The sequence below is a fragment of the Halobacillus sp. genome, assembly GCF_049282395.1.
Classification (GTDB): domain Bacteria; phylum Bacillota; class Bacilli; order Bacillales; family Halobacillaceae; genus Halobacillus.
This window is the reverse complement of the sequence record NZ_JBAPTY010000048.1, coordinates 1-24,149: the sequence shown is the minus strand read 5'-3', so window position 1 is coordinate 24,149 and position 24,149 is coordinate 1. Positions and strand designations below refer to the sequence as shown.

Here is a 24,149-nt window from a genome sequence, read left to right as displayed (position 1 = left end):
AAGAATTAGTCAAGGATTACGATAATCGTTATGATTATGATGGCGTAAGCGGAGACCGCCTGGCCAGGCGCCTGCATCTCCTGTCTGAGATCGGATTAACAGACGATGGAGGAAGCATGCGCATTGGCTTCTCTCAAGAAGAAAAGCAGGCTAAAGAGCTGGCTATCGAGTGGATGAAGGAAGCGGGGCTTTCGATATCTAAGGATGGAGCTGGGAATATATTCGGTCGTTTAGAAGGTAAAGATCCTGAGAAACCCGCCGTTTTAAGCGGTTCACACCTGGATAGTGTACCTAACGGTGGCCACTTTGACGGACCCCTTGGAGTGCTTTCAGCTCTTGAGGTGGTAGAGGCGTGGAAAGCAAAGGGGTATCAGCCTGGCGTTCCTTACGAGGTGGTTATTTTTTCTGATGAAGAAGGAGCGCGCTTCAACAGTGGTCTCACTGGGAGCCGTGCCATGACAGGAACAGCTGATATTGAACTGCAAGGAGAACTAACAGACCAGGAAGGGAAAAGCTTTGAGGAAGTCATGAATGGCATTGGGCTTTCTAGTGAAACCTTTGCCGGTGCTGTTCGAAATTTAGAAGAGATCGAGACATTTGTGGAAGTCCATATTGAACAGGGAAAGAGACTGGAACAGAATAACCTGCCAGTTGGTATTGTCGAAGGAATTGCTGGCCCGAGCTGGCTGGAATTTGATTTCATTGGAGCAGCTGGTCATGCTGGGAACACGCCTATGACGGAGCGTCAAGATGCGTTGGTAGCGGCTGGAGAATTTATTAGGAATATTTATGATCTTCCAAAGGAATATAGTGAATCTGCCGTAGCAACTGTAGGGAAGCTGAATGTATATCCGAATGGAATTAACGTTATTCCTGGAAAAGTTGCTTTGAATGTCGATGTTCGTGATATCTTCGAAGAAACTAGAAACCAATTGATTGAACGGATTGAGAAAGAAGCGGCACGGATTTCAAAAGAGTTTGGGGTGGAATACCGCTTTCGTCAGACCTTGAAAGTAGATCCTGTACCGATTCCTGATCACTTAAAGGAAAAGCTGGGTCAGGCGTTAGAGCAGCACAGTATTGAGCCAATGGAGCTGCCAAGCGGAGCCGGGCACGATGCTTTGATTGTTGGTCATTATTTGCCTGTTGCTATGCTGTTTGTTAATAGTAAAGACGGTGTAAGCCATACTCCGGAGGAATGGTCTTCACTGAATGATTGTGTTCAGGGAGTGCATGTCCTGAAATCATATATCGAGTCATTAACTTAAACGTGTGGTTTATGGAAGTTCCCTTAATGGGGACTTCTTTTTTATTCTGGCTCTTTTAAATCGCAGTGTTGATCTTACACATAAGCTCCCGTTTGTGTAACTCAGTTTCGAGATATTTCGAAACTGAGTTACACAATCCGGCCCCATAGCTTAATAAACTTTTTCTGAAAAAATAAACAACAGCATTTAATAGAGCTTGTTATTTTAATAGTTTAGTGAACTTAAACACTATCGTAGAGTTCTTATAAGCAGATAGGTTCACTATCGATCCAAATAAAGAGGGGGGAATTTCCAATTGATAGGTTGTGGTTCCCACGTTATCGTCAGAATTTTGATATAATATCTACTATTAAGATGGGATTTGTCCTATTTTGTCTAGAAGGAGGCAGCTATCAATGAAGTGGCTAAAGGTTATTATTCTTTCTCTTGCGTTCATAGGTCTTGCAGGCTGTTCTGAACAGCCGAGTCCGGAAGAAACGTTCAAGGGCTATATGGCGGCGTGGGAAAATCAAGAATATGGAACAATGTACGGACTGCTGGGAGAGGACTCTAAAGAGAAGATAAGCGAAGCAGAGTTTACAGAGAGGTACAAGAAAATATACAAAGACATTAATGTAAGTGAATTAAAAGTTACATATAGTCTGCCTGAAGAAGAACAAGAGTATGATCAGGAGGAAACTCAAACGTTTGCCTATGAGGCTAGCATGGATTCCATGGCCGGAACGATCAATTTTTCGCATGAAGCGGAACTTGTATTTGAAGAAGATGATGATAATATGCGGTGGGCAGTAAAGTGGAATCCTTCCATGATCTTTGCAGGAATGGAAGAGGGCGATACCATTTATCCGGAAACCCTCTCTCCTGAACGGGGAGAGATCTTCGGCAAGGATGGAGAAGGACTTGCCGTGAATGGTACTATTCAAGAAGTTGGACTGGTACCGTCTAGAATGGAAGGCGACGAAGAGGAAGCGAAAGATGGTCTGTCAGAGATCTTGAACATCTCTGTGGAAAGCATCGAACAAAAGCTAAACCAGTCCTGGGTGAAGGCTGACTCTTATGTACCTATAGGATCGGTGGCTAATGATGATGAAGAAAAAATTGCTGCCATTAAAGAATTATCCGGGACCCAATTTAATGAGATTGACAATGCACGAGTTTATCCACTGGGCAAAGCCGCCGCTCATCTGACCGGTTATGTGGACGATATTACAGCTGAACAACTGAAAGAGCGTGAAGGTGAAGGCTATACTTCCAATGATAAGGTTGGACAGACTGGTCTTGAGAGAGTGATGGAGCAACAATTGAGAGGCACACCGGGTGGTAAAGTTTCGATCTTAGATGAAAATAACGAGGTGAAAGAGGTACTGGCTGAAAAGCCTGCTTCAGATGGAGAGGATCTTACCCTTACGATCCAAACTGATGTGCAGAAATCGGTGTATGACCAATTAAAAGGAGACTCCGGTTCTGCTACCGCGATCAATCCTTCTACCGGAGAGGTGAGTGCTCTTGTGAGCGCTCCGTCCTATAATCCTAACCAATTCGTTTTAGGAATGAGTCAGGAGCGTAGAAAAGAGTTGACAGAAAACTCTGATCGGCCGCTTGTGAATAAATTTACTAAAACCTATTCTCCGGGCTCGACGTTCAAACCGATTACAGCTTCGATCGGTCTTGAATCCGGAACAATCAACCCAGTAACAGAAATGTCGATCCCTGAGCGCACTTACAGCGAGGAAGGATGGGGCGGATATTCGGTGACGCGGGTTCCAGGAGCCAACGAAGAGAAGCAAGTGAATCTGCGTGATGCGCTCATACGCTCAGATAATATTTATTTTGCACGTTCCATTTTAGATATCGGCGGAGAAACTTTTTTAGAGCAGGCGAAGGATTTTGGTTTTGGGGAAGACATCCCGCTAGCCTATCCAATAAGTTCTTCACAGATTCTGAATGGAGATTCGTTTGGAAGCAACGAACCGCTGCTTGCCGATACAGGTTACGGTCAGGGGGAAGTTCAAATGAGTACGTTGCACTTGGCCATGACTTACACCCCTTTTATGAATGAAGGTACGATGCTAAAACCCGTTCTAATGAATAATGAGGAAAATGGTCAGGCCTGGCACGAAAATATCATGAGTCCGGAAACGGCTTCTACTGTACGCGAATCACTGCAAGCAGTAGTCGAAAATGAAAATGGCACAGGGTACGAGCCGCAGGTAGAAGGGCTTGAACTCGCAGGAAAAACCGGAACGGCCGAGTTAAAACAATCTCTTGATCAAGAAAATGCGCAAGAGAACGGTTGGTTTATTGCGTGGGATACGGAGAACCCTGATTTGATGGTTTCTATGATGATCGAGGATGTCGAGGGCGGCAGCCACTACGTTGTTCCTAAAGTGAAAAATGTATTTAAGGAAATGCGCTGATTTTAGCTGTTTGTTACCTAAGATTCTCTCGTTTTGCATAGCGAGGGAATCTTTTTACTTTTGCTGCGTTAATCGATTAGTTATCGCCTACACCATAATCTCCGCCAATATCCATTTCCTCGTCCATGTTGAATGATTCACCCCTATGAGAAGATGAGTAGTACTTAGTATCCGGGTTTCCCAGCCACTGGTATTTTCTTTGGTCATATGTACGTACGAATCGTAAAACGGAGAAACCGATCCCTCCAAATAAAGTGATCATAATCAGGAAGTCAATTTGAACAAATAAAGAGATGCTTAGAGAGATGGTGGCTGGGATAAATAAGATAGTCTCTAATACTTTCAAAGATTTCAACCCTACCTTTCAAATCAATATACGAATAACATATGAATTTGTTTTAGCGGGGAATCATCAAATAAATTACGTTCATTTGCTAAAGGGAACAGAAAAATGTGGTAAATTTATAGTATAGAAAGAAAAAGGCACTACAGGTCTTTTTACCTTTTTTATGAAATGATAAGGCCTTGAAGTGTACTTCACAATGGAGGGCTGGATATGTGGTTATCCAATGCGGATAAAGAACTGCGTGAGGAAGAATGGAATACCACTCTTATGGAATTGGAAAATGACCAGTTTGTAGGCCGAGGTAGAGAACTTCAGTATTTTCGTGACTTTATTGAAAGCAGTAAGGACACAAAACGCATTGTACATGTTTATGGCATGGGAGGGATTGGTAAAACTTTCTTGATTCATGCGTTTCAACGCCTGGCAGAACGCCTGGATGGAATGGTTTTCCTGGGGTTGGATAGTGAGGATTTTGCCCAGTCCCCATCCATGCTTGCCGAGCAGTTATTATTTCAATTAGATGCCAAATTGTCCCTGAAACTCTCCAAATCTCATGAAACCCCTCTTAATCAGTGCCTGCATATGTTAAAAGAATCTTCTAAAAACCACCGAATTATTATAGCTGTAGATACTTATGAAAAGATAGGCTCACTGGACCGCTGGTTCCGTGAAGTCTTTCTCAGATCTCTCCCTGAATCAATTTCGATCATTCTTGCCGGCCGCCATCCTCTGACAGCTGGATGGATGGAGTCACCCGCCTGGCGGTCCATCATAACGCAAGTGAAACTATCAGCCTTTACCTATGATCAGACGCGATTATATTTGAGTAAGGCAGGCGTAACGAAACACTCGGATATCCAGGACTATTGGCGCTTTACCAATGGGCATCCACTTACCTTGTCCCTATCGGCAATGGCTTACGGCAATAAAGAAGATACAGATCATCATCCTCACGAAAAGCAAGAGATTCTCACCTATCTCACCTCAAAGTGGCTGAGCGAAGTAAACGACCCAGAGCTTCAGCGACTGTTAGAAGCGGCCGCCATACTGCGTCACTTTGATCAAGCTACCCTTAATTTCATTTTAGATGAAAGAACGACTACCACTGCTTTTACCAGGCTCACCTCTCTATCCTTTGTGAACCGCACCAATCATGGATGGGGCATCCACGAAATTATCAGATCAGCCATTATATTAAATATACAAGAGCGTACACCTGAACACTATGAGTCTTTAAAAAGGCGGAGTGCTTCCTATTATCTTCAGCAAATTAATCGAAATCAGAGTTCTACCTGGGAGATTGCCGAATATTTTTACCACCTTGGTGAAGAGGTGATCCGTTCTGCATTTTTTCAGGAAAAAGACCAACAGAAAAAATATATTGAACCTGTCGGGGCACATAATTTCAAAGAAGTAGAAGAATATTTTCAGAAAAGAAACCGCTACGATCAAGACAGTGTAGCACATTACTATAACCGGGAGACAGACACAACTTACCACTACTATGTATCCGCTGAACATAATCAAAAGGAAAATGACCTTATAGGAGCTGAGTATGTAAGAAAACTAGGGTTCAACGTGGGCAGGATTGTAAAAAACGAGGAAGGAGAAATGGTTGGACTTTCCCTTATTGTGCCGATTAATAAGCACACCATTGAACAATTAAAAAAAGAGCCGGTTTCCCGGGCTTACTTCAGGCAGTTATCCAAGGAAGAGGAAGAAGAATACCGTGTAGATGAAGATTCTTATTCAGGGTGGTTTATTCGCATGCTGGATTGTTTAAATCCGGAAGATAGTCATACACGGTCTTTTCTCTTGTACAGTTTATTTCCACTTTTATTGTCCGGGGGCAGAATCATTACTTCTACCCCCATTCCTTTCTTTCAGCAATTAACTCAGGCTTTTGGATTCGAAAAGGTTCCGAATGCTACTCATTATGATTTTGGTCCTGATCAGCCTTCTCCAACATTTCTACTGGATGTGAGAGGACCTCGTTTAATTCAGTATTTAAAACAATTTTCACAGACTGTTTCTCTTGAGAAAGATCATGTGCTTCATGTCGCAGACCGTCATCAGTTAACGAAACGGGAAAAAGAAATCCTGCTGAGTATTCACGGGGAACTTTCTAATAAAGCCATAGCCGAGCAGCTGCATATTACTGAAATTACCGTGAAAAAACATGTGGGCAGCATTCTGAAAAAGTTTCAGGTCAAAAACCGAACCCAGCTTATGAAAAGAATTATGGAAATGTCCCCTTACCTTTAAAGCTCTTCCAAGACATGAATTAATGAGATTCCGGAGGCTTAATAATTGTATATTTTCCTATGACAGGAAGGGATTTCTCTTCCCCTTTGGAGGCATTGATAATTCCCATAATCAATAGAGCTAAAATTAAAAGATTTCCAATAGGAAGAATGATCAGCCAGCCGAGGATTGGAACTACAGTTCCCACTGTATTAACAGCTAGTAGCAACAGAAACAAAAGAAACCCCTGGTTTCCATGATACATGGCAAATCTTGAATCTTTAGCGGCCAAGAGAGGGAGAAAAAAAACAAGATACGCTAAGATGGCAATGACCTTATTGTCTTCAATATCCTTTGCAATTCCGCTGTTATTTTTAACATTTTGTGAATCCATCATGTCGCCCGCCTTTCTGTTTAATGTAAATACTGTACTTTAAAGGTAATACGGATGGTCACCAAAAGAAATTATACCTAGGTATAATTTTTTCGATGGATCCATAAAAACTATACTGGGGTATAATTTTTCTTCTCGTGTTTGCTTGGTAAGCTTAATAAGAAAGAGACGGACAGGTAAAGGCAATTAAAAAGGAGGGCGTCTTAATGAGGCTGCCGGTATTCATTCGCTTTATCTCAATCGCCATGATGTTTATGTGGGTACTTTCTGGATGCGGTGGATCGGACAATACGAATGAAAAGGAAAACAATGATCAAGCCGTAGAAGAAGCCAGTGGAGAGGGAATGGATGAAGAAAACAGTACGGAGGAAGTAAGCGAAGTGACGAATACTAATACAGAAAGCAGTGAGGGGGAGGGGAGCGAAAGTACGGAAACCGAAGCAGAGTGGGATGTGAGTAAACTCCAGCAAATCAAAGGGTTTACGGATATTATGGATAAGTTCTCTCTTATATCCTATTCTTTTGATTCCCCTGGAAGCAGTTTAAAGATTACGATGCAAAGAGTTGGCGAAGAAGAAGTGAATGGGGAGGTAACGAACCATATTAAAGTTAACATGGAAGAAGATGGAGGATCAGGAGAGGCTATAGAGCTGTGGGTAACCAGTGAAGGTGAAACGAAACGCATGGTTGCCGGAGGAGAGCGAATGGAAGGCGAAATGCTTCAGATGGCAGGACAGTCTTATGTGATGATGCTATTAATGCCTTTTAACATGACAGATCGCACGGAAGTGACGAATATCCTGAAAAACCAGACCGAATATCCGGGTGTGAAGGTATCAAAACTCGGCAAGGATAAGAAGACAATTGGAGAAGTGAAAATGGATACTTACACATATGAAGTGACAAGTGAAGGAGAAAAATCGACCTGGGAAGTCGGGGATTTAGGAGACTATCAAGTGATGACCAGCTGGAAGGTGCAACAGGATCAAGGAGAGGCCAGCTTTCAGATTTCAGATTTAGAACTTCGGAGGTAAAGAAAAAGGTTAAAGGTGTGTAGCCCATCTACAATAATTGTTTCGCTATAGGAGTTTTCCAGCAAAGTATTCAGCACTGTTCGTCCTCTAGTGATATCGGAAAAAAGAGACTTTCTTAATAAGACAGGAAGTCTCTTTTTTGTGTGAGAGCACAAAGACTTATACTCTCAAAAATTTAATGAATCCCATAAAAGAAGTTCACTTTTCATACTGAAACACGGTGAAAAACGTCCCCGCACCTGTTTAAGACCTTTTTATCAATTTAATATGGTTTTTCGTAAATAGTACAAATGGTCTAGAGTCTATGTGTATCAAGGGTTTTCCAATGTATTTTTTTAAGAAGCAGAGGATAAGGACTTATGAGGCGCTTTGCTAAAGCATTGACACTAAAATTTACCATCAAGCACGTGTCATCACCTCATTGCCCAAAAAACCGCTATTGAGCGGCTTTGACTTATTTGCGCTCCTTTATTAGTGTCTAATTGTGCACTTGCCAGAACTTTCAGAAAAAATAAGTTTTTGAGGTGATATCAATTCCAACAACTACAAAGGAAGTAAAAAAATATCAATTTTATGAACCAGAGAAATCAGATGGAGCAGAAGTGTATGAAATGATTGAAAATATCCCCATTCTTGACTTGAATTCCTCTTATAGCTACCTGTTGTGGTGCGAATTTTTCAGCGATACCTCAGTAGTAGTAAAGGATGTGGGAAACACGGTTGGATTTATTTCAGGATTTATCAATCCATCTTCACCAGATACCTTATTTATTTGGCAGGTGGCGGTAGCTGAATCGGAGCGGGGGCAAGGACTTGCTACTAGGATGATTGATCATATTGTGGAGCGTCATGAAGATGTGAACTATATAGAAGCTACAGTTTCCCCTTCAAACAAACCTTCCCAACAATTATTTAAGGGTTTTGCCAAGAAGAAAGAAGTGCCTTGTGATATCAGTGTTTGTTTTGAGGAAGACGATTTCCCGGGGGAGGACCATGAGCAAGAGAACACGTTCAAAATTGGACCACTAAAAAACTAGGAGGACCTACTTTTAATGACTAATTCTAATCAAAAAACGGACATGAGTGTTTTTGAAAATCTTGAATCAGAAGTTCGAAGCTACAGCCGCAGTTTTCCAACTACATTTGAAAAAGCTAAGGGTTATCAAATGTGGGACGGGAATGGCAACTCCTACATTGACTTTTTTGCAGGTGCAGGAGCCCTGAACTATGGACATAACGATGATGCTATGCAGCAAAAGCTGATTGAATATATACAAAGTGATGGATTGCTACACAGTCTGGATATGGCGACAAATGCCCGGGCTGAGTTTTTGAAAAAGTTTAACGAAGTTATTCTTGAGCCGAGAAATATGAGCTATAAAATTATGTTTCCTGGTCCTACAGGCACCAATACCGTTGAGAGTGCACTTAAAATTGCCAGAAAAGTAACCGGCCGTGAAAAGGTGGTCACGTTTACGAATGCCTTCCACGGCATGACGATCGGTGCGCTTTCCGTTACCGGAAATGCCTTTAAACGTCACGGAGCTGGAATTCCGCTAACTTACAGCATGGCGATGCCGTACGACGATTACATGGATGGCTACGATTCCCTGGATTACCTTGAAAGAATGATTCAGGACGGCGGAAGCGGTATTGATCTTCCAGCTGCTATTATCCTGGAAACCGTTCAGGGAGAAGGCGGAATTAATGCAGCAAGCTTCGAATGGCTGAAAAAAGTGGAAGAACTGTGCCGTCGTCTGGATATCATGCTGATTGTAGATGATGTGCAGGCAGGATGTGGGCGCACAGGTACATTCTTTAGTTTTGAAAAAGCAGGAATTTCACCAGATGTAGTGTGCCTGTCCAAGTCGATCAGTGGAAGCGGACTGCCCATGGCGATTACCTTGATCAAGCCTGAGTATGACCAGTGGGGTCCAGGTGAACACAACGGTACATTCCGTGGGAACAACCTGGCCTTCGTTACAGCAACAGAGGCATTAGATTATTGGAAAACGAATGAATTCAGTGAATCGATCGAAGAGAAGAGTGAACTTTTCCAAAAACGCCTGTACCAGTTTGTAAAAGATTATCCGGAACTGGAAGGTGAGGTTCGCGGGCGCGGATTGATGCTCGGGATCGCCAGTAAAAAAGAAGGACTGGCAGGGCAAATTGCCGCTGAATCCTTCAAAAAGGGTCTGATTATTGAAACATCCGGACCAGATGATGAAGTTCTTAAGATGCTGCCTCCGTTAATAATCGACGAAGAAGGTATCTCTAAAGGTTTAGATATTATTGAAGAAAGCATAAAAGCCGTGCTAGGCAAGGAGGAAGCAAAAGTATGAATGTAGTAAAACTTGAAGATCTAATCGGAACAGAACGCGAAGTAAAAGACGATAATTGGAAAAGCCGAAGGTTCCTTCTAAAGGATGATAATGTAGGATTCAGCCTTCATGATACGGTGCTTTACGCCGGCACAGAAACGTATATTTGGTACAAGCATCATATTGAAGCGGTGTACTGCATTGAAGGAGAAGCTGAGATTGAAACGCTTAAAGATGGGAAGAAATATCAGATAAAACCGGGTACGATGTATTGCCTCGATGGACATGAGAAACACTATTTGCGTGCGAAAACGGATTTCCGTGTTGTTTGTGTATTCAATCCTGCGCTTGTAGGAAATGAAGTACATGATGAAGAAGGTGTTTATCGCCTGCCGGAAGAAAGTAAATAAAAAATGAAGAGCGCCTGGAAGTGATATCACTTCCAGGCGCTCTTTTTAATGGAAAGGGGCGAATCTATTAAAAAATAATACTTTTTTAACCAATTTTATCCCTAAGAAGATCATATTCACTTTCCAAGTTTTCCAGTGGCATATTTAAAAGGTGCTTTCGTTTATATTTGTAATTACGAGTTTGAATTAGTTGGCAGATTAGATAGTTCCTGCGCTGAATCACGGCATCTCGAAGTCTGGACATTGATGATTCCTCCTTTTTTTATGAAAAAAAATATAACATTACCTGAATCTATAAACTTATTAAGATATATCAACAAAACAAAACCCCTTCTACTGAGAAGAGGTTGTGCGTTCATCGTCCTCTCCTTATCTTTCAGACTATAGTCTGCTGGAAGGAGCACCTTCTATGGCTTTCATAGAGGTTGCTGCGGGATCAAAAGACCAGTTTCCTCCCCCGGCTCGTTATAAGGAATTCAGTTTTAAGGTACACGATTTAACATGTACCCGATAACAGAATCTGTTAACCATATTTGGAAGAATCAATTCGAATTTTTTCAAAATCAATATGCGAAAAATGACGAATTTACTTGATATAGAATGAACAAAATCGAAAGATTACAATAATCATCATCCTTTCGGAAATCACATCCAGATTTTATGCAATAAGTGTTGTATTTTCCGAAAATTTAAAATAATATAAAACTAAACATACTAACCAGTAGGTATGTTGGTTGTCCATCTTTTTAAAATAACAAAGATTGGGGATAGTGGTATGCATTTGCGATTAACAGAAGAACAGGAAATGGTTAAAAAGACCATTCGTAAATTTGTAGAAAAAGAATTAATTCCTTTAGAAAATGATGTGCTGCGCAACGAGCGGGAAGGAAAGCCGAGCCTTCCTGAAGGCAAGATGAAGGAGCTCCAGATGAAGGCGAAGGAAGCTGGATTTTGGGGGATTAATACGCCGGAGGAATATGGAGGGGCAGATCTTGGACAAATGATGCTTGCCATTGTGCAGATGGAAGTAGCACGGACGTTCGTCCCCTTTCAGTTTGGCGGTTCAGCTGACAACATTCTGTATTACGGAAATGAGGAGCAGAAGCAGAAATACCTGATCCCTACGATCAACGGCGAGTTAAAATCCTGCTTTGCCATGACAGAGCCAGGAGCAGGTTCTGATACACGTAATATCAGGATGACGGCTGTTAAAGAAGGAAATGAATGGATTTTAAACGGTGAAAAAACATTCATCACCGGCGGAAACGAAGCGGACTTTGTAATGGTCATTGCGGTTACCAACAAAGAACTTCATCAATCCTCAGGTGGGAGAGAAGGAGTGACCTGCTTTATTGCAGACCGGTCTATGGGGTGGAAATCAGAATATATCCACACCATGGGCGAGTGGGGACCGGCAGCGCTTGTTTTCGATAATGTGCGGGTTCCTGAAGAAAATATTTTAGGTGAGATCGACCGAGGATACGAACTCGGACTTGAATGGATTGGCTTTGCCCGTTGGGTTGTCGGGGCAAGGGCCGTGGGAGCGGCGGAACGGTTACTGAATATGGCGATTGATTATGCCAATGAACGGGAGACTTTCGGAAAGCCGATTGGAACCAGACAGGCTATTCAGTGGCAGATTGCCGATTCAGCGGTAGAGATCGAAGCAGCCAAATGGCTTGTATTGAACGCTGCTTTTACGCTCGACAACGGAGAGGATAATCGTCACTACGCTTCAATGGCTAAGCTGTACGGAGCAACCATGGGGAATAACGTGGTAGACCGTGTACTTCAAATCCATGGAGGCATGGGTTACACAAGAGAGCTTCCAATCGAGCGTTGGTACCGGGAAGCTAGACTATGGAGGATTTATGACGGAACGGACGAAATTCAGAAATTAATTATTTCCAGAAATCTATTAAAAGGTCATGTAAAAATCGGCTAGATATCAAGGGAGGAAAATGGACATGGGAAATCAGTTTGAAGGTAGAACCGCATTTGTAACAGGAGGGAGCCGTGGGATCGGGAAAGGAATTGCCCGTCGTTTCGCGGAAGAAGGAGCTAATGTAGCAATTATTGATGTGAACGAAGAGGCATTACAGGAAGTTGAGAGTGAATTTAAGGAAGCTGGTTTTGAAATTTACTGCAAAATAGCTAACGTCGTAGAGTTCAGTCAAGTTGAAGCCGCGGTCCAGGAGGTTCATGAAAAATTCGGATCGGTTGATATTCTTGTGAATAACGCCGGGGTTATTCGTGACAATATGCTGTTTAAAATGACCGATTCCGATTGGGATACGGTGATGGATGTCCACTTAAAAGGGTCGTTTAACGCAGCACGCGCAGTACAAAAATATATGGTCGAAAATAAGTATGGACGGATTATCAATATTTCATCAACATCTGCACTAGGTAATCGCGGACAGGCAAACTATGCAACAGCAAAAGCTGGTCTGCAGGGTTTCACCAAGACCCTTGCGATTGAGTTAGGTAAGTTCGGAATTACGGCAAACGCTGTGGCTCCAGGGTTCATAGAAACTGAAATGACGAAGGAAACAGCTGCCCGAATCGGTATTTCGTTCGAGGACCTGGTACAGGCAAGCGTGGAGAAAATCCCGGCTGGCCGGAGCGGCAAACCAGAGGATATTGCCAATGCCGTTGCTTTTTATGCTGATGAGCGCTCGTCGTTTGTAAACGGACAGGTTATTTATGTTGCCGGAGGTCCTAAAGACTAATAGGGGAGGAAGCTGACTATGTTTGAGCATACGATTGGCAAAAGGTCTGAAAAAGTAAAAAACAGAGTAGAGCGAGGGGCCGTGAAAAAATTCGCGGAAGCTATTGGAGATTTGCATCCTATTTATACGGATGAAGAAAATTATTCCCGGAATATAGCGCCGCCGACGTTTCCAAGAGTATTTGATTACGGAGAAATTGAAGAGTTGTACCTGCCGAATAAAGGGTTGATTCATGGGGAACAAAACTATCATTATGAGCGGCCGCTTTTCGTTGAAGAAGAGATTCTATGCTACGCCGAAGTAGAAGATTATTATGAACGCAGCGGTAAGAGCGGCAATATGGGATTTTTAAAAGTGAAAAGGTATGGTGAAGATCCGGAAGGCAAGCTTATTTTCTCAGAAGAGCAGGTGGTTATTATCACGGAAGCAGTGCGAAAGGGGATGACGGTATGACTGGACTGAAGGACTTGCAAGTGGGCGAGTCACTCGAAGTGATTACACTCCCTCCTGTATCCAGGCTTGATCTTATTAAATACGCGGGTGCTTCAGGGGATTACAATCCGATTCACACGATTGATGAGGAAGCAGAAAAGGCTGGTCTTCCAGGGATTATTGCTCACGGGATGTGGACGATGGGAAACTTAGCGAAGCTGTTTACTCCTTATTTTGAGGAAGGTTTTATCCAGGACTATTCGATCCGCTTTAAAGGAATGGTTTTTCTGAACGATGTGATTACTCTACATGCGGTGCTTGATGAACAAGGAGAAGAAGATTTGACCTTCTCTGTTCGTGCCGCTAATCAGGATGGCAGGGACGTCATCAAAGGAAATATCGTATTTTGTAAGCGTTTTATTACAGCAGCTACATAAAACGGGGTAATGGAGGGACAATTTCATGGATTTTGAGTACTCACATAAAGTGAAAGATCTTCAGAAAAAATTGAATGCCTTTATGAACGACTATATTTATCCCAATGAAGCGCTTTATGAGGAACAGTTGAACCAGCAGGACCGTTTTGCCGATGTGCCGCCTATTATGGAGGAGTTGAAAGGGAAGGCCAAAGAATCAGGTTTGTGGAATTTATTTTTACCGGATAGTGAACGGGGAGCGGGTCTTTCCAACCTGGAGTACGCCCCTCTATGCGAAATTATGGGCCGATCGAGTATCGCGCCAGAGGTGTTCAACTGTGCTGCTCCGGATACGGGAAACATGGAAGTATTGGAGCGATATGGAACTCAGGAACAGAAGGATCAGTGGCTCCGGCCTTTATTGGATGGAGAAATCCGATCCTGCTTCTCCATGACAGAGCCGGATGCCGCCTCCTCTGATGCGACGAATATACAAACGAGTATAGAACGGGTCGGGGACGAATACGTGATCAACGGAACGAAATGGTGGTCATCCGGTGCAGGAGACCCTCGCTGCAAGATTAGTATTGTTATGGGAAAAAACGATCCGGATGCTCCTAAGTATGACCAGCAGTCGATGATTCTGGTTCCTCTTGATACTAGAGGAGTGACGATTAAACGGACACTTCCGGTTTTTGGCTACGATCATGCGCCGCACGGGCACGCGGAGATTGAGTTTTCGGACGTTCGAGTTCCTGCTTCCAATTTGATTTGGGGAGAGGGAAAAGGGTTTGCTATTGCTCAAGGCAGACTTGGTCCGGGACGAATTCATCACTGCATGAGAACGATTGGAGCAGCAGAACGAGCGCTGGAAGAAATGTGTGAACGGGTGCAGGAGCGCGAAACGTTTGGGAAAAAGCTTGCTGATCAGGGTGTGATTCGTGAATGGATTGCGGATTCAAGAATCGAAATTGAGCAGGCGAGGCTTCTTACGTTAAAAGCAGCTCATATGATGGATACGGTCGGAAACAAAGAAGCGAAGGCGGAAATTGCCATGATCAAAGTGGTGGCTCCGAATATGGCGCTGAAAGTCATTGACCGGGCGATTCAAGCGTTTGGCGCAGCGGGCGTAAGCCAGGATACGATACTGGCGTCGCAGTGGGCAAATATCCGGACGCTGCGACTGGCGGATGGGCCAGACGAAGTCCATCGACGCGCGGTTGCTAAATATGAGCTTAAGAAGACGCAGGATCGGAGTGGCGAATATGCACGCTAAACAGCTTTTTAATCTTACGGATAAAGTGGCCATTGTGACCGGAGGAGGCCGGGGACTTGGTAAACAAATCGCAGAAGGCTTTGCGGAATCAGGTGCCCACGTTGTGGTTTGCTCACGTAAGCTGGATGCCTGCGAAGAAGTAAGCAGCCAATTAAAAGAACTTGGCGTAGACTCACTTGCTTTTGAATGCGATGTTACGAATCCCGATAGTATGCAGAAGGTCGTGGACGAAACCGTCAATCATTTTGGACGCATCGATATATTAGTAAATAATAGCGGAGCGACCTGGGGAGCTCCGGCAGAGGAAATGCCGCTTGAAGCCTGGCAGAAAGTGTTTAACGTAAATGTGACGGGGACATTTCTCATGTCTCAAATCGCAGGAAAAGTTATGCTCGAGCAAGGGTCAGGCAAAATCATTAACATTTCATCTGTCGCCGGCTTAAAAGGATCAGATCCAAAATACATGGACACGATTGGCTATAACTCAAGTAAAGGAGCAGTTCTTACCTTCACCAAGGATCTTGCGGTCAAGTGGGGCCCGCGGGGAATATGTGTGAATGCGATTGCTCCAGGGTTTTTCCCGACAAAGATGTCCAAAGTACTTATGGAAAGAGGCGGAGATGCCTTTCTGGAAGGCACACCCTTACGGAAATTCGGAAGTGAAGATGATTTAAAAGGAGCGGCTATTTTCTTAAGCTCAGCGGCTTCTGACCATGTGACAGGTGACGTCATCATCGTGGATGGCGGCACACATGCAATGTAAAAAAAGCTCTGTTAAGCGCTATTGTTGATTTCTCATGAAGATCATTATTAAGCAATAGGGACGGATACTGTAAGACTCAGTTTCGAGATATTGGTTCACCGTGAAGGTCCTGCGTGGGATGATTCGCTTTCCGCGGGCATGTGCTGAGCCTCCTCAAGCTAACGCTTTACGGGGTCTCACCGATCATGTTGATCCCGCAGGAGTCTTCATCATCCCCCTACGGACCTTGCCAAATCAGAAGCTCGAAACCACTTAAAACATCACCTGCGTGATGAGGAATTAGACCATGTGTTTTTCTACCTATTTCAGGATGTAACTATCCGCAATATCCTGTCATAAAAGCATTTAATCCAGATTAAGTAGGAGAACCTTTCTCTTCAGGAAGGGTCCGTTCACATGAAATGGCTGGGTGGGTGGGGAAATGAGGAGACTCCCGCGGGAGAAGGAGCGAGGCGAGACTCCGCAGGGATTGAAACGACCGAGGAGGCTTGCCAGTTCCCCCGCAGGAAAGCGACTTATTTCCCAACCATCCCTACTCCATTTAACGTAAAGGACCCAATTGTCTCGAAACTGAGTCTTCAAGTATCGGGAGCTTAACTGGAAGATTAATATGGAATTTTAAGAGAGACAATTAATAGAGGAGTGACATTATGAGAGAACGTGATGCGGTTATTGTATCAGCAGTACGAACAGCTATAGGAAAACAGGGAGGAACGCTAGCCAAAGTACCAGCTCATGTCCTTGGAGCAGAAGTGATTAAGGAAGCAGTCAGACGAGCTGGAGTAGATGTGGAGATGATTGAAGATGTGATCATGGGAAACGTGTTAAGCGGTGGCGGCAATGTGGCTCGTCTATCGGCTTTACAGTCTGGGCTATCTATTAACCTTCCTGGTTTAACAGTGGACAGACAATGTGGCTCTGGTCTCAATGCGATTTATCTCGCTGCGCAGGCCATTCGGGCAGGCAGCGGTGATGTTTATGTGGCGGGCGGCACGGAAAGTATGAGTCAGGCCCCTTACTTGATGGAGCGCCCGGAAAGAGCTTTCAGCCCGGTTCCTCCGAAGTTTAAGAAATCACAGCTTGCACCAAAAGAAATTGGGGATCCTCCAATGGGAATTACGGCTGAAAATCTTGCGGAGAAATACAGCATTCCACGAGAAGAACAGGATCAATTCGCTCAGCAAAGCCAGCAGAGAATGGGGATGGCGATAGAGGAAGGGCGGTTTGAAGAGCAGATCGTACCGCTTGAGATACCGGTTCGAAAAGGCGCCCCTATTGAATTTAAGGTAGATGAACACCCAAGACCTGATTCAACCGTAGAGGGCATGGCCAAATTACGTCCGGCTTTTCTTGAAGAAGGAACGGTAACCGCCGGAAACAGCTCTGGTTTAAATGATGCTGCTTCGGCTCTGATGGTTATGTCGAGAGAAAAAGCAGAGGAAGCAGGCTTGACTCCATTAGCCACTGTGAAGGCTTGCGCTGTGGCCGGAGTAGACCCAAATATTATGGGAATCGGTCCTGTGCCTGCCACTCAGAAAGTATTGGAGCAAACGGGTCTTGGTTTGGATGATATGGACATTATCGAGATTAACGAAGCGTTTGCTGCGCAGGTGCTTGCTTGTAATAAAGAAATGGAGATGGATCTTGAGAAAGTCAATGTTAATGGAGGAGCGATTGCTCACGGGCACCCTCTTGGAGCGACAGGAGCCATTCTTGCGACTAAAGCCATTTATGAACTGAAACGAAGGGGAGGTCAATACGCTTTAGTTACAGCTTGCATCGGCGGTGGTCAAGGAATTGCCATGATTCTTGAACGTGGATGAAATCCGCCGTTTTCGTGTGATTTAGGAATGTTATAATAACGTATCATCCCTAAACGAGAGGACAATGCAGTGATGAAACAGAAAATGATTGATGTCAGCATTCATCTATTTGACAAAAAAGGCTTCACGGAAACGTCGATTCAGGAAATCGTGGACGAACTGGGAGTCACCAAAGGTACCTTCTATTATTATTTCACCAACAAACAGGAATTGTTAACGACGATTCACTTAAACTTTATTGAATTTCTCCTTAAAAAACAGGATGAAATTCTTCAGGATGAGGCCAAGGATTCCAGGGAAAAGCTACGTGCGATGATTTTTATGGTTCTGCAAAGTATTAACGAGCGGAAAAAAAGCGCGAGGATCTTTTTCCGTGAAATGCGTAATTTGGGACCCAAATATCTGGAACAGAACGTAGAAAAAAGAGATCAGTTCCGTAAAAATCTACAGCAGCTTGTGGAAGAAGGTATACGTAAAGGAGAGTTTCAGGAAGACCTCCATGCCGACATGGTTACGCGTGGAATTCTAGGAATGACAAACTGGAGTTATTACTGGTATAACCCTGAGGGAGATGTATCAGCTGAAGAACTCACAGACATTTATGTAGAGATCCTGTTAAATGGAATTAATAAAAGCGACTAACGTGATCGCTTCCCTTATTAAAAGGGTTTATTCAAAGCATACTAACCGGTTAGAAGGGAGGGTGAAACTTGAATCATGAAATACGAGTGAGAGTCCGTTTCTGTGAAACAGATATGGCTGGGCACGTAAATAATACGAGTTATTTCATTTATCTAGAGGAAGCCCGGGGGAAATTCTTTCAGGAAGTTATACCGGAGGAGCTGAACTCGGCTGGTCAGTTCATTTTGGCTTCCACGAAGTGCGATTTCGTCAGTCAGGCCTATTTTGGGCAGGAATTGATCGTGTCTTCCTGGGTCTCACACATTGGAAACAGCAGCTTCTACTTTACTCACCGCATAGAAGCAGCCGATACAGGAGAGCGGATTGCAGATTCGGAAGCCGTAGTTGTTCATTTTAATTATGAAGCGCAGAAAAGTGAAACGATCCCTCAACATTTGCGTGACGCACTTGAAAGTCATCTTGTTCAGAATTAATAAGGAGAAAGGAGTGGGTAATCATTTCTAGATTTAAAGGTACGATAGCTGTGGTAACGGGCGCAGGGAGCGGAATTGGCGAACAGACGGCTGCCCGGCTTGCCTCCGAGGGGGCTCAAGTTATTCTGGTGGGACGGACTGTATCTAAGCTCGAGCGAGCAGCTCAGCAGATTAATGAGGGCCTGAGTGAACCAGCAGCTGATATTTTTCAGGCGGATGTGACGAAAGAAGAGGAAGTACAGGAGCTGGCTGATTTTATTGAGCAGAAGGCAGGCGACCTTCACATTCTTGTGAACAATGCGGGAACCTCAGGGAATTCTACCATACTTAATATGGAAGAATCGGAGTGGGACAGAATTCAGAACACGAATTTAAAAAGCGTTTACCTAGTCTCGAAAGCACTTGGACGTATCATGATCAAAGGTAAGGAGAAGGATGAAGCAGATGTCAATCGATCAATCGTAAATGTGGCTTCCTTATCTGGACATAAAGCAGGAGCTAAGATTCCTCATTACAGCTCATCCAAAGCTGCGGTTATCAATTTTACCAAGTCACTAGCACTGGAGTTTGCACCTTATGGAATCCGGGTGAATTCAGTTTCCCCTGGCTTTGCGGAAACTCCACTGACAGAAGAAGGACTGAAGAATAAACGATTTGAAGAAGCCATTCAGCGCAATACGGCGCTCAGTCGAGTGGGACGTCCTGAAGAAATTGCTAAAGTGATTACTTTTGCTGCCTCAGACGAAGCCTCCTATATGACGGGATCAGATTTATTAGTGGATGGCGGATGGATGATTACTTAATTTCTCTTTGACCAAATAAGAAAACGCTTACAAAAAGCCTTTGGATATGAATTGAAAAAGGAGAGATCTTCATGAAAACGAAGCACTATGATTTCTGGCCGAAATTAACGAAAACGATTACCGTGCCGGAAACGTCTATTTACGACAATCTTAAAGTATCGGCAGCGCGTTACCCCGATCACGAAGCGATTTATTATTATGGTGCCACGATGACATACCAGGAACTTCTGGCAGAGGTCGATAACCTGGCTGGTTATCTGCAGCAATACTTAGAAGTCACCAAAGGGGAGAAAATTCTATTATTCATGCAAAATTCTCCCCAATTCATTATTGGCTACTATGCCATCTTAAGAGCAGGAGCTGTTGTGGTACCGATTAATCCGATGCTGAAAACAAACGAACTCGAATTTTACATTAAGGATGGTTCCATGAGAAATGCCTTAATTGGACAGGAATTCATGGAAGTAGTCGAGCCGTTAGTAGAAAGCACGTCACTTGAAAATCTGATTGTGGCTGCTTATTCCGATTATAAAGGAAATGAACTGGGAGATTATCTTCCGCCAGAAGTGTCTGCGGAACGAGCATCTTTAACAGGAGACCATCTGCATATATGGGTGGAGGCTCTTAAACGCAGAACAGAACCACAGGATCAAGTGATTGCAGCCGATGACTTAGCTGTACTTCCTTACACATCTGGAACGACCGGCCTGCCGAAAGGATGTATGCATACGAATCGTACCGTCCAGGCGAATACCGTTGGGGCTTATCACTGGTCTCGCGCGACTACTGATTCAAGCACGTTAGCGACCCTGCCATTATTCCATGTGACCGGAATGATTCACAGTATGCTGATGCCGATTTTCAGTGGGAATAAAATGGTCGTTATGACCAGGTGGAACCGCGAAGCAGCCCGCCAGCTTATTCGGGATCAGCAGTGCACTCACTGGGTGACGATCAGTACCATGCTGGTTGATTTCCTTGCCAATCCTGATGTTAAGTCCGAAGATCTGAGCTCGCTTTATGCCATTTCAGGCGGAGGAGCCTCTTTTCCAAAAGCACTTGGCGAAAAGCTTTACAATCTGACAGAACTTGAATTTGTGGAAGGATACGGACTGTCTGAGACCATTGCTCAAACCCATTTTAATCCACCTGACCGTCCGAAACTTCAATGCCTTGGCATTCCCTCCTTTAATGTGGATTCACGGATTATTGATCCGGCCACCAATGAAGAAGTAGCGATTGGGGAAATTGGAGAAATTATTGTAAATGGCCCACAAGTTATGCTTGGCTATTACAATCGTGAGGATGAAAATGAAAGCGCTTTTATTGATATAGACGGCAAGTCATTTTTCCGGACAGGGGATATTGGACGCTGTGATGAGGAGGGCTACTTCTTTATTGTCGATCGAGTGAAGCGGATGATCAACGCCTCTGGATTTAATGTCTGGCCGACCGAGGTAGAATCAGCTCTGTATGATCACCCTGCTGTTCAGCAAGCTTGTGTAGTGGGCGTGCCAGATCCTCGAAAAGGTGAAAATATTAAAGCGTTTGTCATTTTAAATGATGGATATGAAGGAGAAGTAACTGAAGAAGAGATTATCACCTGGTCCAAAGAACGGATGGCTGCTTATAAGTATCCAAGAATGGTGGAGTTCAGAGAAGAATTCCCTACAACCAATAGTGGAAAGATCTTGTGGCGGAAACTGCAGGAACAGGAGAGGGAGAAGGTGCAGCGCAGTTAACAATTGATTGAATTGGTCTGGGACCCGGGTTTTCTTGTGCTGTTCTTCTCGGGTCTTCCCGGACTTCAAAATCTGGTTAAAGGGGAAGTTCAATGGATATTTTAACGCAGCAGCTATTCAATGGGCTGACAATTGGCAGTGTGTATAGTCTGGTTGCTTTAGGACTGACACTTGTTTATGGCATCCTTCACATTCCTAACTTTGCCCATGGTGCTCTTTACATGCTTGGTGCCTATATCACTCTGACCATGATGCTGTTATGGGGAATTCATTATTGGATAGCCATGGCCGTTTCTGTTCTTGTGGTAGGACTTCTCGGAGTTCTTATGGACCGTCTGGTTTTCCACCCGCTTCGAAATGCTCCTCCGATCCACGATAAAATAGCGGCGATCGGTATGCTGTTGTTTCTCGAAGCATTTGCTCAATTGGTCTGGGGAGCCGACTACCGGACCATGACCACACCTTACGGACAAGTCATCAACCTTTTTGGAACGACCGCCACAATGCAGCGTGTACTCATTAATATTGGAGCCATAGCGGTCATGATTCTTCTCTACCTGTTTTTGAAAAAGACGTACATTGGTTCCACCATTATTGCCATGGCGCAAAACCGTGAAGGAGCTAATTTAGTCGGAATCAATACAAATAAAGTGGCGATGCTTACGTTTATGATTTCCGGTGGATTGGCAGCTATTGCCGCCTCTTTATCGGCACCGATTAATCTTGTCTTTCCGGGAATGGGGCACCTTGTTATCCTGAAAGCCTTCGTCATCATCATTCTTGGCGGAATGGGCAGTATCCCTGGAGCTATTCTCGGCGGTTATATTCTTGGTTTTACGGAAAGCCTTGGCGCCACCTATATCTCTAACGATTATAAAGACCTCATTGCTTTTTTACTTCTCGTGATTATTCTATCCATTCGTCCTAAAGGTCTTTTTTCCAGGGAGGGTTTCTAAATGGGAGCTTATCTAAAAAAAAGAGGCTGGATGATCGGTTTCATTTTACTGGCCGTTGTGTTTCCTTTTCTCACGAAAAATGACTACTTTCTTCATGTGTTAACTCTTGCCTTCATCTGGATGATTGCGGTTTATGGGCTGAATCTTCTGGCAGGTTATACCGGATATTTGTCCCTTGCGCACGCCGGGTTTTTCGCCATTGGGGCTTATGCTTTAGGGTTGCTGACGGTTAAAGTAGGGCTAAATTACTGGATTGCTCTCGTACTCGCCTGTGTCATTACAAGTGCCATTGGTTTTGTCGTAGGGCTGGTTGCGTTGAGAACCCGGGAACACTTTTTTGCCATCTATACGCTGTGTGTCGGGTATATCATCTATTTGGTGATCGATAAATGGGACAGCCTGACCGGTGGCGTGCGGGGACTAATTGGAATTCCTGCTCCAACAGCAATTGGTCCCATATCGTTCGAAACACCTCTCTCTCAATATTACCTGATTCTCTTTTTCTTGCTGGCTACCATTCTCGTTATGTACCGGATTGTCCATTCTCTCACAGGACGTACCTTTATAGCGATTCGAAACAGTGAAGACCTGGCTCAGACGATTGGGATATCTACGATGAAAAACAAGCTGCTCGTCTTTGTCCTTTCTACGTTTTTCGCGGGTCTGGCGGGAGCCTTGTATGCTTCATTTATCAGATTTATTGGTCCTGACATTGGATACATCACGGTTATTTTTGATTTTCTTACCTACTTGTTAGTCGGCGGTCTGGGAACTCTTGCCGGTCCGATTGTAGGCACCTTTCTTATTGTCAGCGTCTCTCAATCTCTTCAATTTTTGCAAGACTATCGGATGCTTATCTTCGGTCCCCTCTTAACTTTACTGATCATTTTCTATCCAAGGGGCATTGCAGGGGCATATCTTGATTTTCGTATGAAGAGACAATCGAGAAAAAAGAAAGCCGTTCCGTCAAAGCAGACTTCTTATGTTCAGCAGTCGCAGGAAGATGAAGAGAAAAGAGTGAAGGAGGGATGAAACATGTTTATCGAAACCAGACAGCTCACGAAGAAGTTTGGGGGACTAGTCGCCGTTAACGAAGTAGATTTTACAATTGAAAAGGGCAAGATTAACGCCATTATCGGTCCGAATGGAGCCGGGAAATCCACATTCTTTAACCTGGTAAGCGGGTCGCACACACCAAGTTCAGGGCAGGTTTTTTATAAGGGAAAGGATATTACGAAGCTGCCTCCGAATAAGATCGCGTCTCTAGGGGTAGCCCGTACGTTCCAGACCACTAACCTTTTCGAACAGTCCACGGTTCTTGACAATGTGATCGTTGGACACCGGCTGCGGACAAGGTCTAACCTGCTCGATGCAGTACTCAGAACCAAACCGTATAAACAAGAAGAGAAGAAATGCCGCGACAAAGCGATGGAGGTTCTGGATTTCGTTGAATTGACGCATGTAAGGGATGAGCTTGCCGTGAATATATCTCAGGAAGAGAAAAAACGGGTAGCTTTCGCACTTGCACTGGCTACGGATCCGGAAGTAGTTTTTCTGGATGAACCGACTGCAGGGATCAATCCAGGAGAAACAGAAGGACTTGCAGCATTGATGGAAAAGATGGTCAAACGGGGCATTACCGTATGCTTAATTGAAC

General features: G+C 44.1%; 24 protein-coding genes and 1 riboswitch. Of the genes, 21 read left to right on the top strand and 3 right to left on the bottom strand.

Annotated features, from left to right (window positions below; translation table 11 throughout):
• On the top strand, positions 1–1,268 hold a 1,268-nt coding region (locus WAM07_RS02350), incomplete at its 5' end, for a Zn-dependent hydrolase (protein ID WP_422164443.1).
• 395 nt (positions 1,269–1,663) lie between these two features.
• On the top strand, positions 1,664–3,685 hold the full coding sequence (locus tag WAM07_RS02345; RefSeq protein WP_422164441.1) for a penicillin-binding transpeptidase domain-containing protein: 2,022 nt from the start codon (positions 1,664–1,666) through the stop codon (positions 3,683–3,685).
• A gap of 76 nt (positions 3,686–3,761) precedes the next feature.
• Here WAM07_RS02345 and WAM07_RS02340 read toward each other — a convergent pair whose 3' ends face one another.
• Positions 3,762–4,031 (bottom strand): hypothetical protein, encoded by a 270-nt coding sequence (locus WAM07_RS02340; RefSeq protein WP_422164439.1) that lies wholly within the window; start codon positions 4,029–4,031, stop codon positions 3,762–3,764.
• A gap of 210 nt (positions 4,032–4,241) precedes the next feature.
• Between WAM07_RS02340 and WAM07_RS02335 the strand changes: the two genes are divergently transcribed.
• The gene (locus tag WAM07_RS02335) at positions 4,242–6,296 is read left to right on the top strand and encodes a LuxR C-terminal-related transcriptional regulator (protein ID WP_422164437.1); all 2,055 of its coding nucleotides are present in this window, start codon (positions 4,242–4,244) and stop codon (positions 6,294–6,296) included.
• Positions 6,297–6,315: 19 nt separating this feature from the next.
• On the opposite strand, the gene WAM07_RS02330 is transcribed toward WAM07_RS02335, so the two are convergent.
• Positions 6,316–6,669: a DUF4870 domain-containing protein gene (locus WAM07_RS02330; RefSeq protein WP_422164436.1), complete on the bottom strand. Its 354-nt coding sequence runs from the start codon at positions 6,667–6,669 to the stop codon at positions 6,316–6,318.
• A gap of 206 nt (positions 6,670–6,875) precedes the next feature.
• Here WAM07_RS02330 and WAM07_RS02325 point away from each other — a divergent pair, with 206 nt between their 5' ends.
• The 4 genes from WAM07_RS02325 (at position 6,876) to WAM07_RS02310 (ending at position 10,434) form a co-directional block, all read left to right on the top strand.
• Positions 6,876–7,703 (top strand): hypothetical protein, encoded by an 828-nt coding sequence (locus WAM07_RS02325; protein ID WP_422164434.1) that lies wholly within the window; start codon positions 6,876–6,878, stop codon positions 7,701–7,703.
• 524 nt (positions 7,704–8,227) lie between these two features.
• Positions 8,228–8,740: a diaminobutyrate acetyltransferase gene (gene ectA, locus WAM07_RS02320; protein WP_422164432.1), complete on the top strand. Its 513-nt coding sequence runs from the start codon at positions 8,228–8,230 to the stop codon at positions 8,738–8,740.
• A 15-nt stretch (positions 8,741–8,755) separates the two neighbouring features.
• Positions 8,756–10,045 (top strand): diaminobutyrate--2-oxoglutarate transaminase, encoded by a 1,290-nt coding sequence (gene ectB / locus WAM07_RS02315; protein WP_422164430.1) that lies wholly within the window; start codon positions 8,756–8,758, stop codon positions 10,043–10,045.
• Positions 10,042–10,434 carry an ectoine synthase gene (locus tag WAM07_RS02310; protein ID WP_014641798.1) on the top strand — a complete coding sequence of 131 codons (393 nt, stop codon included), beginning with the start codon at positions 10,042–10,044 and terminating at the stop codon, positions 10,432–10,434. The genes ectB and WAM07_RS02310 overlap by 4 nt, the downstream gene beginning before the upstream one ends.
• A gap of 85 nt (positions 10,435–10,519) precedes the next feature.
• Here the strand turns inward: WAM07_RS02310 and WAM07_RS02305 are convergent, their stop codons facing one another.
• A complete protein-coding gene (locus WAM07_RS02305; protein WP_422164428.1) occupies positions 10,520–10,678 on the bottom strand; it encodes a Fur-regulated basic protein FbpA in 159 nt (52 codons plus the stop codon).
• Between the two features lie 122 nt (positions 10,679–10,800).
• Positions 10,801–10,908: riboswitch (SAM riboswitch) on the bottom strand.
• A gap of 301 nt (positions 10,909–11,209) precedes the next feature.
• Between WAM07_RS02305 and WAM07_RS02300 the strand changes: the two genes are divergently transcribed.
• The 14 genes from WAM07_RS02300 to WAM07_RS02235 form a co-directional block, all read left to right on the top strand.
• Positions 11,210–12,379 carry an acyl-CoA dehydrogenase family protein gene (locus WAM07_RS02300; RefSeq protein WP_224894995.1) on the top strand — a complete coding sequence of 390 codons (1,170 nt, stop codon included), beginning with the start codon at positions 11,210–11,212 and terminating at the stop codon, positions 12,377–12,379.
• A gap of 22 nt (positions 12,380–12,401) precedes the next feature.
• A complete protein-coding gene (locus tag WAM07_RS02295; RefSeq protein ID WP_422164426.1) occupies positions 12,402–13,166 on the top strand; it encodes a beta-ketoacyl-ACP reductase in 765 nt (254 codons plus the stop codon).
• 18 nt (positions 13,167–13,184) lie between these two features.
• On the top strand, positions 13,185–13,619 hold the full coding sequence (locus WAM07_RS02290; protein ID WP_422164424.1) for a MaoC family dehydratase N-terminal domain-containing protein: 435 nt from the start codon (positions 13,185–13,187) through the stop codon (positions 13,617–13,619).
• On the top strand, positions 13,616–14,035 hold the full coding sequence (locus WAM07_RS02285; protein ID WP_422164422.1) for a MaoC/PaaZ C-terminal domain-containing protein: 420 nt from the start codon (positions 13,616–13,618) through the stop codon (positions 14,033–14,035). Before WAM07_RS02290 ends, WAM07_RS02285 begins: the two co-directional genes overlap by 4 nt.
• 25 nt (positions 14,036–14,060) lie before the next feature.
• Entirely contained in the window at positions 14,061–15,290 is a 1,230-nt protein-coding gene (locus WAM07_RS02280; protein ID WP_422164420.1) for an acyl-CoA dehydrogenase family protein, read from the top strand.
• Positions 15,280–16,053 carry an SDR family oxidoreductase gene (locus WAM07_RS02275; RefSeq protein ID WP_422164418.1) on the top strand — a complete coding sequence of 258 codons (774 nt, stop codon included), beginning with the start codon at positions 15,280–15,282 and terminating at the stop codon, positions 16,051–16,053. Before WAM07_RS02280 ends, WAM07_RS02275 begins: the two co-directional genes overlap by 11 nt.
• Before the next feature lie 650 nt (positions 16,054–16,703).
• On the top strand, positions 16,704–17,876 hold the full coding sequence (locus tag WAM07_RS02270; protein WP_422164416.1) for a thiolase family protein: 1,173 nt from the start codon (positions 16,704–16,706) through the stop codon (positions 17,874–17,876).
• Positions 17,877–17,948: 72 nt separating this feature from the next.
• Entirely contained in the window at positions 17,949–18,518 is a 570-nt protein-coding gene (locus tag WAM07_RS02265; RefSeq protein ID WP_422164447.1) for a TetR/AcrR family transcriptional regulator, read from the top strand.
• A 68-nt stretch (positions 18,519–18,586) separates the two neighbouring features.
• Positions 18,587–18,991 carry an acyl-CoA thioesterase gene (locus tag WAM07_RS02260; RefSeq protein WP_422164415.1) on the top strand — a complete coding sequence of 135 codons (405 nt, stop codon included), beginning with the start codon at positions 18,587–18,589 and terminating at the stop codon, positions 18,989–18,991.
• A 23-nt stretch (positions 18,992–19,014) separates the two neighbouring features.
• Entirely contained in the window at positions 19,015–19,794 is a 780-nt protein-coding gene (locus WAM07_RS02255; RefSeq protein ID WP_422164445.1) for an SDR family NAD(P)-dependent oxidoreductase, read from the top strand.
• A gap of 71 nt (positions 19,795–19,865) precedes the next feature.
• A complete protein-coding gene (locus WAM07_RS02250; protein WP_422164413.1) occupies positions 19,866–21,536 on the top strand; it encodes a long-chain fatty acid--CoA ligase in 1,671 nt (556 codons plus the stop codon).
• A 92-nt stretch (positions 21,537–21,628) separates the two neighbouring features.
• Positions 21,629–22,492, top strand: coding sequence for a branched-chain amino acid ABC transporter permease (locus WAM07_RS02245; RefSeq protein WP_422164411.1), 864 nt, complete (start codon positions 21,629–21,631; stop codon positions 22,490–22,492).
• Positions 22,493–23,524 carry a branched-chain amino acid ABC transporter permease gene (locus tag WAM07_RS02240; protein WP_422164409.1) on the top strand — a complete coding sequence of 344 codons (1,032 nt, stop codon included), beginning with the start codon at positions 22,493–22,495 and terminating at the stop codon, positions 23,522–23,524.
• 3 nt (positions 23,525–23,527) lie between these two features.
• The coding region (locus WAM07_RS02235) for an ABC transporter ATP-binding protein (RefSeq protein ID WP_422164407.1) at positions 23,528–24,149 on the top strand (622 nt) is incomplete at its 3' end.